The organism is Tunicatimonas sp. (assembly GCF_049647865.1).
Lineage (GTDB): Bacteria > Bacteroidota > Bacteroidia > Cytophagales > Cyclobacteriaceae > Tunicatimonas.
Genome location: NZ_JBARYM010000753.1, coordinates 1 through 14,856, shown reverse-complemented (window position 1 = coordinate 14,856; position 14,856 = coordinate 1). Strand labels below are relative to the sequence as shown.

The window sequence follows — 14,856 nt, the reverse complement described above, 5'->3', positions numbered from 1 at the left end:
ACTGTGGCCATCAGCCGAGGAGTGGGCGGTGCTGTGGATGGGCAAGCGGCTGAGTCTTACTTAATTGAGCCTAACGGCAACAGTCGACTGCTGTCTCCTTCCCGAGAGCCCCGGTACACGACACTACCTCAAGAAGGGGGTACACTCAAAAAGGATGCTACGTATGAAACCCAAATTTTGAACCAGCAGAATATCGAGGATATCATACAGTTAGCTAATAAAATCCGAGTAGAATTGCCTAACACGGCGGGGGTTGACTCAGAGGGACCTTACGATGTAGAGTTTGGATTTTTAAATAACAAACTATGGCTGTTTCAAGTAAGGCCATTTGTTGAAAATAATAGGGCCGTGCAGTCTACCTACTTAGAATCTATTACTCCTCAGATGCCCAAAAACAAGCAAGTTTCGTTAAATACAAAAATCGAAGAATGAAAAAATTAGTTTTAATGATACTTGTCGCCTTGTTCGGGTTAGTATTTTCTGCTGGTCTCTCTTCCTATCCGATTGATGGCTATGATCAGACCGGTATTCGTCGGCTACTGCACCTACAAATGGTGAACAACGAAGCGTTGGCCGGAAAGAAGTCTATTGAGGGCGCATTAAAATCACTTGATGCAATTGCATTACACCTTACCGAAACAACCAGTGATAGCTTATTGAGTAAGGTAGATATTGATCGGGAACTTCAACGCAAGGTCGATAGACTATTCCCCAACATGCACGAGAGCTATTCCCTGTCCCTCCTTGATATTACTCCTGGCAGGCCCCTACGCTACGCATCGAAACAAGATAAACGGGAGTATCAGCCGGGCAGTGTAGGAAAACTGGCGGTAGCAATCGCCCTGTTTAGCGAATTAGAGAGCATCTATCCGGATTCGTTCGACGAAAGACAGCAGCTATTGCGAGACAAGTATGTAGTAGGCGGTCAGTGGGTGCTAACAGATGAGCATACCATACCGGTATTTGACGTGGATACTAAGAAGATAGTTAAACGCATAGCGCAGGCAACCGATAATTTTACCCTTTACGAGTGGGTAGATCATATGATGTCGGTTAGTAATAATGGTGCCGCCAGCGTAATCTGGCGAGAAGCCTTACTGATGAGGGTATTTGGTGAAGCTTACCCATCTCTGACGAACGAACAGGCCAATGACTATTTTACAACAACACCAAAAGCGGAACTAAGTACGCTGGCGATGCAAGTAGTAAATGAGCCTTTGCGGCAAATAGACATCACTGAAAATGAATGGAGGTTAGGGAAATTTTTTACCAGAGGAGCTGGAAATATCATTCCCGGAGGAGGAGGAAGCACGGGAACCACCCGGGGCCTAATGAAGTTTATGGTAGCTCTTGAGCAAGGAGAAGTTGTTGATCCAGCGTCAAGCTTAGAGATTAAACGTTTGATGTATATGACCGATCGAAGAATACGATACGCGGCTTCTACCGCCTTATCTAAAGCAGCCGTTTATTTCAAATCAGGAAGCTTGTACAGTTGCGCCGCAGAAGACGGTTATACTTGTGAAAAATACAAGGGCAATAAAGCAAATTATATGAACTCGGTAGCTATCGTAGAACATCCCGACAGCACAATCTATATGGTATGTCTGATGTCTAATGTGCTAAAGAAAAATTCTAGTGGCGATCATTTTGCTTTAGCTTCATCCATAGATAAGCTACTCCACTAAGGCTAATTTTTTGGAAGCTTCATTAGCAAATAGCTTGATTTTTATATTCTCGTCATAGAGATAAGGAGCTAGCAGCGTTAAGTATCGCTTATCATTTGATAGCCTTATTAAATATAGAATGGCCAGTTTAATTTTCTGATCGTTCCCTGTCAAGAGCGTTTTAAAGCAATCGTATTCGGAAGGTATGTTGAGCTTGACGTTGGTAAAGTTATGCTCGTTGATGTCCATAACGGTTGTTTCAATGATGGGTACCAGCACTCTTTTTAGATTAGTATCCAGTAGATTATCCATATACTCAATGGCATTGATTCGTTGTTCATTGCTGTCATCACGAATCCCTTTGTAGGCCGTAAAAATATCGTCAAAGGGGTACTTCAAACCCAATAGCCTAAAAATTCGCTCTAGGTCGCCGTCCAACCTTCGCTCCAACAATTCAATTAAACTTCGTCGGGCGTCTTCTAATTCGGGAGTAGACTTCGCCGAGTTTCGCCTCTTATAAGAGACAATAATCTGGGCATGCATAGCCGTGAGTGTATTTTGATATAATGAGGCGGTCGTCAGTATTCGGTCTACAATAACCTCTTTATTAAAATACAGACCAGGATACTCCTCCTTCATCTTATTTAGCGATCGTAAAGCCTCAATACTCAACGTCAGATCATTACTGTCTTGAATTTGAAAGAGCGCGTTTACCGCTTTTTGGTAGTTGAAAGACGCGATAACTGAAGGAACAAACCGGGCAGCAGTAGGCTCAATCGTTTTATTATTTATCATTACTAACAAGGCATCAATAATTGGCAAGCCATAATGTACCAGAGCAGTTTTGGCAGTCTGCCGATGCGTTCTAAAAGAAAGTAGATGAATGATTGGGGGTATAAAATCCGGGTTTAAGGTTTCGGACGCATTAAGAATCGCTGAATTAAGAATAACCGGATTGGGGTGAGAGAAGAAAGACGCTATGTAAGCGTTTAGATCAGCAATGTTAGCTGCCCCAAGTATTTCGAGCAGATGCAGAATTTCGCTATCGGTTGCTTGGCTAAGCCTAACAATTTTCTTTCGTAGGCGATCCGCTAAAGCAAATGTCTCTTTTAATGTGGTGTTATTGCGCGCTTCTATTGCCAAACAAAGCATCGCATTATCCGCAATATTTTGATTGGGATGATTGAGGTATGTCTCCAACAGATTTTGAATATGATTGGGCGAACGGCTAAAAAGATATTGCAAAGCTGCTAAGCTCACTTTCTGATTAGGATCAAAAACTAACTTTTCTACATCTTCGGTAAAGTTGCTTTTATAGTAGCTAAGATTCTCCAGTGCGGCGACTCGTACTTCCCCTACATTGTGTTCAATTAACGATATAAAATTGTTAATGAAGCGGTCGTCCTTCATCTCCTTCGTTTTGCCTAACATGTACAGTACCTGGCTGTCCGTTCCCGTACTTAACACCTTCCTTATTTCCGAAATGATTGATGTAGGCGTTTGCGCTACTCTGGTTTCTTTGCGCACTTTACCACTTTCCTTTACAACTTTATTCTTAAATAGATTGATGTATTCTATTCTCACCAAGTAGGCAACATAAATCCATAGTAGCAGGAGCAAAATAATTGCTAAACTCACTGCTTGGGATGACCAGCCGAGCCCTCTCACTATAAAAATTAGTACGATACCCGCCGTACCAGTAGCCAGACTGTCTACCACAACATCTAGGAATGTTTTGGTTCGATTCTTTATTTCTTGCGAAATGGGTAGCGATAATAATTCGATAGCCGACCGATTCACCGATTGCTTCAAGCTACCATCAGCGGACTTTATTAGTATTGCTGCCGCCAGTTCTGGTAAAACCAAAAACGAAACTGCGCCAAAAAATATCCCCACTGGTAATACCAAAAGAGAAGTACCTATGCCCCAAACACCCACAATACGGCTGGTTAAGAAAAGTTGAATCAGCAGAGAAATCAAATTCAGATTGGAAAACCAAAACCCAAAGAAAGAGGCTAACTCATCCGGATCTTCTATTGCTCTGGAGGCCACATCACTAAACTGATAGTCTACTAACTTCGCTACTACTACACTTACTCCGATAATACAAGCCAGATAAGTGAGATGCTTGGAGTTTTTAATTACTCTTATCGGGTGTTCACCAAACCCTACTGATCGCTTTCTTCTTTTGTAGACATTCAAAGAAGCGACCTTTCTTTTCCATATAGACCTGGTGATTGGAATACATACTATTAAAGAAAGCGCCGCAATAAGGACTAAGTTTTCTGTACCAATTAATGGTGCCAGCATTGATGTCAGGTAGCCTCCTAAAATTCCACCGCATATAGCACCGGCACCAATAAAGCCAAATAGTCTTTTAGCTTCTCGCACATTGTAAACTAGATTTGCTAATATCCAAAACTGAGATGAAGACAGTACCGCAAAAATGGCTACCCAGATATAAAAAAAATAGAGCACCCACCCTTCCAGAAAATTTGTGTACAATGATGCCCAGAATAGCAGCAGTACCACGATGGAGATAAAGAGCGTTTGTTCGATCACTCGGTTGAGTGATAGTTTTGTCAATCTTCTAGCGTATACCGTAGTTGTTATTATGGCCGTGAGCGCGACTAAGATGAACGCTTCAGGCAGTCGCTCGGCCCCAAACTTTGATAGGAAAAGCGCGTTTACCGTAGGTTTAACAATCAGTAAAGTAAAAATGAGAAGAAAGATATTCAACTGCATGAGTATGGCAGTTTTATATTCTCCCTCTCTAATATCGAAAACCTTGTTTAATAGTAGTTTTAGCGTTTGGGCTATTTCCGCCATAATACATCCTAGAAATTCAATCTACTTAATTTCTAACACCTCCTCAACTGGGCGCACTAATTGCCTGATAATACTTTCCCCATCAGAATCTACAATCAAAGCTACTAATATATACCTTCTTTCGGGTCCCCAAACTAAAATAGAGTCAGAATGAAACTCCCGCCACGACCCTGATTTTCTGAACAACCGAGCGTTAGGGGCAACCTTATCCAGCGTATTTACAAATTTATGATGTAAAGCTGGGTTTTCCATAATATCCAGCATTTGCTTAGATCGCTCAGGACTGACCAACTTGCCGGCTACCATCAAATAATAAAATCGGCAAACCTGAGAAACAGTAGCAGCGTGGCTCAATCCCTTTAGTGGGTCTGGGTTACGGTTGCCCTGTTTGGCGTAGCGTTTTCCAACCCACAATCCACCCCCGTAAACCTCATCGTATAGTTCGTATTTGGGGTCTTTTAGCACCGTCTCAATCTTGTCATACCCTAATAAGTCAATCATACGGGTTGATGCCGCATTATTAGACTTACTGATCATCAGTCTTAAATCAGCGTGAATTTCAGGAGTTTCGGCTATCTCATTATTTTCCATTGCGTCCATTGCTGCCAGCAAAATAGCAATTTTGGGTAGGCTTGCCGCATACATCATTTCGTTTCCGTTTACTCGGGCAAACTTCACCTTATTAACGTCTTGTAGATCCACAACACCTACCGCCATTCTTTTTTGCTTGATTAGCGACTTCCACTTTTTGTTTTTACCAAGTCTAAGCTCCAAAGCAGTTACCAGACTAGTATCGATTAACGTTCTTAGGGGCTGAATAGCACTGTCGGGAATAGTAAAAGGCAACAATAGGTCAACGTTATAATCAACGAATTCCTCACTTTCTATTTTATCAACTTCTTTTTGTTGCCCAAGTACATTGTTCGCAAGGGTATAAAGAAATACTATACAAAGAGTAAAAATTCCAGTTTGTCTCAGTTTGATCATTACAGTGCTAATATTGTTGGATACATATCTCATATTTCTAATTGAATTTCATCTTTATACGTATTTGATGATTAAAAAGAGGTAGCATCTTAAATAATAATAGAACTTTGTTTAAACTAATACTACTTCTAATCTAATACGTTTTTTAGCCCAATACGAGTCACTTAGTAAACAGGCTGGGTTTAAACACAATAATCTTCGGTTTAGAGCGCGTTTAAATTTATTATGAGGTATTTTTTGGTCAAGCGAGACTCTTTCAAAGGGGGATAGCCTAAGCTATCGTCCGCGAAAAAGACGAAGTATGAGCGGACAAGAATCATAAAAAAACTAAAAGGTAAAGTTCAAACACGCTTTTAAAATCGCAGCTTTTTTACGACACTGCGGAGAGCTTGAGAAAAATTGTTTTATCTAATGCAAGCTTCCCTCTCAGATACTGAAGTTGACTATTTTAACTTAGATATTCTTCTGTGTAGATGTTTTTATCCTAGGGCTTTAAATAAGCAGCAATAAATAACTTGGAATATCTTTGCTGGATGAGGCTCTGCAAGTTCTAGTATCTCCCTCCCACTATGTGGAAAACCCTGGAATAAATCTGGGAAAAACACCGAAAGAGTTTCAATTGAGTACTTATAAGTGCTGCTTCAGTTTCAGTAGATGCTGCCATTTTAGACATATGGGGGGGGGGTTAGTATTCGTAACTATTCTTTCTAACTGGCATTTTTGCTCCTACTTCGCGCTGCCACTTCTGCATAGCATGAAATAATTCTTGCGCTTTTTTAGGATGGGAAAATTTCAGATCGTTACTCTCAGAAATATCTTCTTTGAGATTAAACAACTCGGTACCCCCTGTTTCATAGTTCTCAATCAACTTCCACTCTTCACTACGAACCGCTCCGGCTGGTCGGGCCCCTTGTCCGCTAAAATGCGGAAAGTGAAAATAGATAGGACCTCTTTCCAGGTGCTGATCAGGCTGAAATAGGGTGGACAAAAAACTTTTTCCATCTAAATTAGGCGGAAGATTATTGTCACCAACTAGCTCCATGAACGTTGGTAGAAAATCTTGGATGACCAGGTAGTTTTCGTTTATACTACCAGGCTTCACCCTGTTCTTCCAAAATACAATTAACGGCACTCGTATTCCGCCTTCGTATACGTGGCCTTTCCATTTACGCAATGGGGCTACGGTAGTAGGACGATACGCTATCTGATCTACTCCCACCCCCCCATTGTCTGACATAAAAACTATTACCGTATTTCCTAACTTGTTTTGCTTATCGAGTTCGTGAAGTACACGACCAATTCCCTCGTCCATACTTTCTACCATAGTGGCGTAGTACGGATTGTACTCCTTATCAAAACCATTCACTTTTCGCATGTACTTACTCACTTTATCCGCTTTAGGTACGATGAATAAGTGAGGGGCTGAATAAGCCAAGTACAGAAAGAAAGGCTTGTCGCTTGGTTGGGATTGAATAAACTCTACTGCGTATTCGGTAAGCTTATCAGTTAGGTACTCAGTACCATTGTCTTCAAAAACCGTTTCGCCCTGGCTTACGATACTATAGTTGTAGTAATCCAGTCCATTTTTGCCAATCATCCGGTCGTAGTCAAAGCCTTGAGAAGAGGGGCCACTATTGTTATCATTTCCCAGATGCCATTTACCCACCATGCCGGTGGTGTAGCCATTTCGCTGTAGAACCTCCGCCATTGTTACTTCCGAAGCAGGAAGATACTCAGCGACTTGAGGGGGAATAACTGGCGACTTGGGATCAGTTCTATTTAAACCCAAAGCCGTGGTAATCTGCAAACGGGCCGGATGCTTACCAGTCATGAGGGCAGCTCGCGATGGACTACAGGCTGGATGCGCGTAGGCTTGGGTGAATAGCATTCCATCTTGCGCCAGCTTATCCAGCACCGGAGTCTCGTTAAAAGGATTTCCGTAGCAACCTAAATCTTTGTAACCTAAGTCGTCGGCCAGAATAAAAATAATGTTGGGCTTTTCCTGAGCAAATAGTGTCGGTGAAGACAGTAAAGCAGTCAGTATAATACAGCCAATCAATTTCATAAGCTACTTTGATAATTGGTGGATTTTTCGAACCCGAATGGTAACGGGGCCCAATAACCCCGACGGCTGCGGTGTGTAGTCGCTCCACTCGCGTTTACCATCCGAATTGCCTAGGTTACTCTGAGTTCGCTGCTCAGCTAAAGGTTTATTCGATTCGCCAATCAATTGGTTGAGCCAAGTATTGGTAACATCTACACTTAAAAAGTTTTCCCCCTCGCGTAGCAGATTCTTCAACGAAAGTGTATGGGTTGGAAAAACGCTAGTTCCTACTTCCTGTCCGTTCAAATACACCCGAGCTACCTCCCCTACCCGACCTAGGCTTAAGCTCACGTCAGCATCATCGGTTAAGAGACTACTATCTATCACAAACGAAGTGTGGTAGGTAGCGGTACCACTAAAGATACTTAGCTCCGGGTCGGGATGCGTTGCCCAGTCAATGAGACTGTCAAACGTTTGAATCGGTTTAAAGCCCCAGCCGTGGGGAAAGTACACCTCCCAGCTTTTGCCAATTTCTTGCACAGCTGTTTGAGGATTATAGTCAAATTGCTTTCGGTTGCCGTTTTGCAATACCAGCGTATACTGTCCGGGTTCATCAGTCGAAAAAGTCAGGTTCTGATTTTCGTCTAATTCAATTTGAACACTCGCTAAATCATTGGAGAAATCAAGTGGATCTCCGTCTTGTTCTACCGCTACAATATGATTGAGCGACTCAGTTTCGCGCTTGAATACTATAAACGTACTTTCCCAGGGTTGTAAACTCAGTGGCACTTGGGTTCGCTCGTTTTGGGTACGTCCGTCCTGGGTACTATACATTGCTACGGGGGTTATCTCCCCATTCACCGGATTGAAAAAATAGGGTGTTTGATTCGCTATCCGAAAATCAGCTATGACCGATACGTTTAGCGAGTCAGTATTCCGAATAAAGTAAGTATCTTCCTGGTCGGTTTTCCGGTGAATGTAATCCAGCTTAGCCGCAGCATCTGCTTGATACTGAAAATCAGGTGCTACTCCTTTTTCTGCGAGTATGTCCCGCTCGGCGTAGCCAGTGTAGAGCGTGCCCGCCCCATACGTCTTTTCCTGCTTCCTCTTACTCTTTTTCCCCCAAAGTTGATTGGTAAGTTGGTGTAGTTGACTTTCTCGCTGCTGGAAATTATGCAGTCCCGGTACGGTGGTGGGTTTAGCCCCTAGCACACTCACGCCACTTTTCACTAACTCTTCAATTTTCTGCAAAACTTCAATACTCATCACTGAATCTTCCGGCAACACTAATAATTGATAAGTCATACCGGAGGGTAGCTGCAACTTCCCGGCAGCGGTGGCTGAACTTTGCAACAGCACTTCCTTATTTAGATCGTCGTAATCGTAGCCCAAACCCAGGGTTTTCCGAATGTACTTAGAGCCGGAAGCGAAGTTGGGAATCCGCTCGCCGTAGTAGTAAGCCACATCAGCCACAAACTGCCCGCGTTGCAGCAGCGCACTGGTACGAGCCAGATAGGAATGAAACGGCTCCGAATAGTCCCACCAGGTCATCTTGGGCGAAATGTGCGTGCCCGCCTGATAGCTCCAGCCCGGCGTTCCGGCTTCCTTCGGGCTGTGGGGCATGGTATGGTACACCACCCGATTCATTCCCTCGCAAAATGCCCGATCCGCCAGTTTCTTCAGTTCTAGCGGAGTCTCCTGCCAGTGCTTACGGTGGCTGGTAAACGATTCCATCTCCACCACCTTGTGCCCGTAGATATGCGCGGCACTGGCAATATTGCGTACTACCTGTAACAAATCATTGCCGTGCTCATCAAAGTACTCGGATTCTTTGTTCCAAAACTCCCCTCGCATAACATCCACTGCCCCCAGAGCTTTCAGGTCTTCGGTTGGTACGTAGTGCAACGGCGGCCCCGGCCCACCCGACTCGGAGGCCAATAGCAAACCGTGTTCGTTAGAAATTTGCCGGGCCTGTCGGTAGTGGTTGTTCACAAACATCTCAGATACCGTAGCGCGGTAGTCCTGCAAAAAGCGTTGGGAGGTTTCTGCGTCAATCACATCTACTCCGGAGAAAACCGGTACGAACGGAGCCAAGTCGTAATTGTGCTGTTGCTGAAATGCTGAAGCTAGTTCCGGGCTCCAAATAATGTAGTCTTCGGCTTCAAAGCTGCACAAGTACAGTCGTTCTAGAGCACTACTTTCCAAGTCACCTAACCGCTCTTCCAGTCGGCCAATTACGTGCTCAAAGTGATGTTTAGTAGCTTTTTTAGAATAATGATCCATGATAAACCCAGTAGAGTTGTCACTACGCATCCACATTTTCTGCCCCAGTGGCGTCACTACCGCTCGCATCAGCACCCAGTCTCCGGCGGGCAACTCAACATCTATTTTATTGCCCCGTAACTCACTAGAATCAAACACTAGCATGTGTGTGGTATCGGCGACTAATGAATTTTGAAAAACCGGTATGGCTACCAAGCTTACGTTCTGGTAGTACTCGGGGAAACCATCCGCGTTGATCTGAGGGAAGAGTGGAAATTCTCCGTAGGGCTTCTTGAAGACCGTAGGAATCTCAGGGAAACCTACTTCGGTCAGCTGCTGCGGCCCACGGATAGTATCTTGCCAGAATAGCAGACGCATAATCATCTCGTCCGGCTCGGTCCAGCCCCCCCCAGCATTCCAGCCATTGGAAACAGAGAAGCCCAGGGGAAAATCCAATTTCTTAGCCTCCCGAGCAGCAAACTCAATTCCATCGAGCATCCGCTCACCTAAAAACGGATTTCCTGCCGGAATAACCTCGTAGGGATCGGCAATGCCCATATCAAAAATATCTACCCCACCTAGCCCTTTATCTTTAAACTCCTGGAGCTCTTCCTTGATGCGGGTATAGTCAAAATTGCCGTGACCCCACAACCAATACCCCCGGGGTTTGGCATCGTTGGGCGGATCGGTAAATACTTCTTCCACCGTAGGTTGGGCTAATCCGGATTGGAATAGCAAGAAAGTTAGTGATAGGCCAAATAGTAGTCTTAAGTATTTCATGTAGTAAGCGTATGATCTAGTTTTTTCTTGGAGCTCAGCGAAAGCAGGTACAGTCCTAACACCGCGATAAAACTATTGACTAGTAAAATATCATATCCAAACGTATAATTCAACCAGCTTTCGGAAGTAAGGTCAATGAGTACCGATAGCAGCGGGGCCAGAATGACTACCAGCGGAACCCAGCGATCAGGCACGGTACGCTGACTGAAAATACCGAAAGCGAACAGCCCTACCAGCGGCCCGTAGATAAAGCCGGAAGTGCGGATAAAGGCGTACAGAACGCTGTCGTTATTGATCGCTTCAAAGAGTAAAATGATGAGAAAAATCAATAAGGTAAAGCCCAGATGGACCAACTTACGCAGTTGCGTCCGATTATCATCTACGCCAAAGTTCAGAATATCTACGCAAAAGGAGGTGGTAAGCCCAGTCAAAGAAGAATCAGCTGAGGAATAAGCGGCCGCAGCAATTCCCAGTAGAAAAGCCGTACCGGAAATTAAGCCCAGATGTTCAATAGCCAGTACCGGATAAATGCTGTCAGTTTGCTCAGGAAGCACTAACCCCTGTACATCTCCGTAGACTTGCAACGCCCCGCCCAGAAATAAAAACAGCATATTGACCCCAATTAGAATAATCGCCAGCGAAATGATGTTCTTCTGTGAGGAGCGCAAATCGGGGCAGGTCAGGTGTTTTTGCATGACCGACTGATCCAAGCCATTGGTCATCACGGTGAGCAACACTCCGGTAAGCATCAGGCGGAAAAAGTTCTGCTGATTGTCCCACGACCAGAAAAAGGCTTGGCTTACCTGCCGCTCTTGCATGGCTTGGTACAATTCGCCTACCGAGAAGTCGAGCTGACTACTGATAGACCAGATGCTGACGATAACTGCCAGTAGCAAAAAAGTAGTTTGCAGTGTGTCGGTTAGAATAACTGTCTGAATACCCCCCCGGTAGGTGTACAGCCAGATGAGCAGCAACGTGGTTAGTACGGTCAGCTCGAAGGGCAAACCCAGCTCATCAAAGATCAGCAATTGCAGCACGTGAGCCATCAAGTAAAGCTTAAATGCGGCGGTAGCGGTCTGAGCCACCATAAACGATAGGGCTCCGGTCTGGTGGGACTTCGGCCCAAAGCGCTCTAGCAGAAAGCCATAGATGGTAATGGTTTTGGCGCGGTAGAAAATAGGCAATAAGACCAGGGCTACGACTAACAAGCCGATGACAATGCCTACCACAAATTGGAAGTAACTAAACTGCGTACTTCCTACTTGCCCCGGCACTGAAATAAAAGTGATGCCGGAGACAGCTACTCCAATCATACCGTAGGCGACCAGCGGCCAGGGGGCACTGCGATTGGCTAAAAAGAAGGTAGACGCATCAGCTCGGCGGGAGCTGATTTTCGCAATCATAAACAGCAGACTAAAATAGGCAGCAATGACTACCGATACGTAGGTTACGGTCATGTCTGATCAATGATTACCGTCTCAACGCCTAAAAACCTTCCTACTTGCTGTATGGTATCAGCTCGGTGACCGATTCCTAACGCGAAGTGATGGGTAGGTGCTTCACTAAACCAGCGGGTGAGAAAGGTCCGCACATCGGGGCCGAAGAACCCTCTAGTGTTAGTATTACCAGTAGGCGGAATCGGTCCGTGCTGGGATTCGCCCTCGGCGATGACAAATTTAAATGAACCGTCGGCTTTCTGAGCAATTCCTAGCATAGTGATCGGCCCGGCTTTGATCGTAAATTCTACGCTAGCACCCTTCCCGGGCTTGCCGTGGTATTTCTTCAGACTACGTAGCACCGGTTTGCCCTGGGCAATATTGATATGGTGCGGCCCGTCGTGCCCTACTAATACAAAGCCCTCTTTAAAATCTACCGGATGAAATTCGGCGAAGCTGCCACCCATTTCCAGCCGATCCATAATCAGCATGGCAATACAGGTCTTCAGATCCATCTCCCCGCACATGGGAAAGCCTCCGGCGGTGAGCAGAGAGTTACCGACAATAAAGTTGGTCACCACCTTCCTGATTTCTGACTCGGGTTGCCCCTCGTAGTAGTAAGCTAGTCCGTCCAGCTTTTTTTCCGCAATGAAGTGGTTAAGGCTGACGCCTACCCGAGCGGCTTCGTATAAATCTTCCTGAGAAAGTTTCTCAGTGATAGGATCAGATTGAGGATCGGGGGTATCAAAAAACCGCAGAATCTTCTGGACATACTCTTTTACCGCATCCTCACTCGCGGCCTGATAATGCTTTAGCACATCGTCGGGTTCGGTTTGTACTACGTGGCAACCGAAAGTGGCAGAAAGTTGCGTGGGGTCAGTGTGCATATCCAGCATGGCTTCCAGTACGTGGCCCATCTGCCCGATACGGGCGGTTTTCAAACTTCGTAGTACTTTGGCAATCTGGCAGTAGTCGGCCACCGCCTGCTTGGCTGCTTCATCGTTGTGTAACGTACCGATCACCAACGGTGGCACGGGTCGGCCCATACGAACCGACACATTAACAAATTCGGGAATGGCACAAATATCGTCGTTGAGCAACTGCATGTAGGTAGTGGCCCGCGCGTAGTCCATGGCTTCCATAGGCTGCAACGCCACCATGACCATCGGTAGATCAATCTGTTGGAAGATCGCGGCAATGCTGCTGGAAGTGGCGTAGGTCAGCATATCGATGAACAGCAAATCTAGGTTGGCCGCTTTGATCTTTGGAACCAGTTCGTAAGCTGTTTCGGCACAGTCTGACATACCCAGTGAAATTACTTCTACTTCGTCATCGCTAATCCGCTCCTCAAACATCCGCTGCTTTTCTTCAATCTCCTCCAGCAACCCATTAAACTGAGGCCAGTAGGTATGATGCCCTACTCCCAGTACTCCTATTCGGGCCTGCAAGGGTTTCATTCGCTCAATGCTTGGTGAATTAGTATCGTTCGCAGATTCGGTTTGGTCAATTAGCATACAGGTTTCATCAGTATTATTCTCAGCATGATACATTAAATTAATGGAAGGCTGAATTCTATGTTAGCATTTTTGGCTATTAATTTTAGAAATAGTTTTACCACGACTTACCAAAGATTTGATCACACCAATGACTGTTATTTAATTCAGACTGGATAGAGAATTATTTAACGCAATTTTCTTTATTTTTTCACCGTACAGCGATACAGCTTACTAATTTGCATTGACCTCACATTTATTGTACTGCTACTCCTCATTATAGTAGACATCTATTTTCTTGAAAAGAATCTCACACTTAGCCTTCGGTTTAGAACAACTGTTTCTGGAACAGCAAAACTATCAGAGCTACTTTGGCGAAACAATAAATCAGCAATCAGATGAGAGCAACCCTCAAGGGTTAAAGCCAGTTTCTTTTCACCAACATGCTTCGGCTGTTGCGCTAAAGTGATGGCGTACGTTAGCACCAGCAGTAATAAGAGAAGTAAGCCCTTCTTTAAAATAATAGTTGACTAAGATTATTCATAATTCGCACTTTCATTTTAATAGGATGGATTGGTTCGTTTAAGCTATTGAATGCTAAGTTGAGAGCTTCGAACACTCCTGCTTTTATCTCTCGTAGTTTTTCATTTCAAAATCATTCAGCCACTTTTTCAAAAACCAAAGCATCGGCAAACACCAACCCCTGGCTACCTTCGGTGCAGATATCAAGGTAGCTTTCCTTTCCACCTTTCATCTCAAACACCCCAATTTCTTTCGAAGCAGATGGCTTCCAATCTAATTGCTGCAAGCCTTCGGCAGTCATAACCCGCACACGCAGCTTCTTGGTAGTTTCTTTGCTGTACGGCGGAGTAGGGTGAGCTTCAGGATGTTGATAGATACGGTAGCGACCTGCTTTTAAGTCAGGCTGGTAGCGGGCAAAGCCCTTTTCAGCCGTACCAGCCCACATATGGTAGCTGCCGTAGCCTTTCAGGAAGTCCCATTCGTAGGGGTTTTCTACCCAGGCAAAAGGCGAAGGAAAAAATCGCGCAGTTTGGTCATCCACCACCTGTAAATCTGCGGGAACATTGCGGTGATGAGGTGTAATAGCCTTCACATAAAATATTTGCTCCAGTTGGTGAAGAGGAGCAAAAACCCGTACCCGCGCCTGATACGTACCCTCAGCTTTGTCAAGTGCTTCGGGGGTCAAACTAACTTGCAGGGTATTGCCTTCACGTCTAATATCTAACCAATCTTGCTTGTCGAGATATTCCACAGACATCTCCAACTCATCTAGTACTGCCGAGGGAGCATCCAACTGTACCGACTTAGGGGCAATTTTCTGGGCTTCTTTTTCACGTAAA

Annotated in this window: 10 protein-coding genes; 3 read left to right on the top strand and 7 right to left on the bottom strand. The window is 44.8% G+C overall.

What is annotated here, in order from left to right; all coding sequences use genetic code 11:
* Together WBA23_RS22010 and WBA23_RS22005 are read left to right on the top strand one after the other, a co-directional pair.
* Window positions 1-432 (top strand): hypothetical protein (locus WBA23_RS22010; RefSeq protein WP_424584434.1); only part of this gene is annotated, 432 nt, incomplete at its 5' end.
* A gap of 14 nt (window positions 433-446) precedes the next feature.
* On the top strand, window positions 447-1,685 hold the full coding sequence (locus WBA23_RS22005; protein ID WP_424584433.1) for a serine hydrolase: 1,239 nt from the start codon (window positions 447-449) through the stop codon (window positions 1,683-1,685).
* Here WBA23_RS22005 and WBA23_RS22000 read toward each other — a convergent pair.
* From WBA23_RS22000 to WBA23_RS21975, 6 genes are all read right to left on the bottom strand, one after another.
* On the bottom strand, window positions 1,674-4,493 hold the full coding sequence (locus tag WBA23_RS22000) for an NTP/NDP exchange transporter (RefSeq protein WP_424584432.1): 2,820 nt from the start codon (window positions 4,491-4,493) through the stop codon (window positions 1,674-1,676). The genes WBA23_RS22005 and WBA23_RS22000 overlap by 12 nt on opposite strands.
* 21 nt (window positions 4,494-4,514) lie before the next feature.
* On the bottom strand, window positions 4,515-5,513 hold the full coding sequence (locus tag WBA23_RS21995) for a serine hydrolase (RefSeq protein ID WP_424584431.1): 999 nt from the start codon (window positions 5,511-5,513) through the stop codon (window positions 4,515-4,517).
* A gap of 652 nt (window positions 5,514-6,165) precedes the next feature.
* Window positions 6,166-7,545 carry a sulfatase gene (locus tag WBA23_RS21990; protein ID WP_424584430.1) on the bottom strand — a complete coding sequence of 460 codons (1,380 nt, stop codon included), beginning with the start codon at window positions 7,543-7,545 and terminating at the stop codon, window positions 6,166-6,168.
* 3 nt (window positions 7,546-7,548) lie between these two features.
* Window positions 7,549-10,566, bottom strand: coding sequence for a glycosyl hydrolase (locus WBA23_RS21985; RefSeq protein WP_424584429.1), 3,018 nt, complete (start codon window positions 10,564-10,566; stop codon window positions 7,549-7,551).
* Entirely contained in the window at window positions 10,563-12,023 is a 1,461-nt protein-coding gene (locus WBA23_RS21980; protein ID WP_424584428.1) for a sodium:solute symporter, read from the bottom strand. The genes WBA23_RS21985 and WBA23_RS21980 overlap by 4 nt, the downstream gene beginning before the upstream one ends.
* Entirely contained in the window at window positions 12,020-13,516 is a 1,497-nt protein-coding gene (locus WBA23_RS21975) for an L-fucose/L-arabinose isomerase family protein (protein WP_424584427.1), read from the bottom strand. The genes WBA23_RS21980 and WBA23_RS21975 overlap by 4 nt, the downstream gene beginning before the upstream one ends.
* A 277-nt stretch (window positions 13,517-13,793) precedes the next feature.
* Between WBA23_RS21975 and WBA23_RS21970 the strand changes: the two genes are divergently transcribed.
* Complete coding sequence (locus WBA23_RS21970) at window positions 13,794-13,964, top strand: hypothetical protein (RefSeq protein WP_424584426.1); 171 nt, start codon at window positions 13,794-13,796, stop codon at window positions 13,962-13,964.
* A gap of 186 nt (window positions 13,965-14,150) precedes the next feature.
* Here WBA23_RS21970 and WBA23_RS21965 read toward each other — a convergent pair.
* The coding region (locus tag WBA23_RS21965; protein ID WP_424584425.1) for a hypothetical protein at window positions 14,151-14,856 on the bottom strand (706 nt) is incomplete at its 5' end.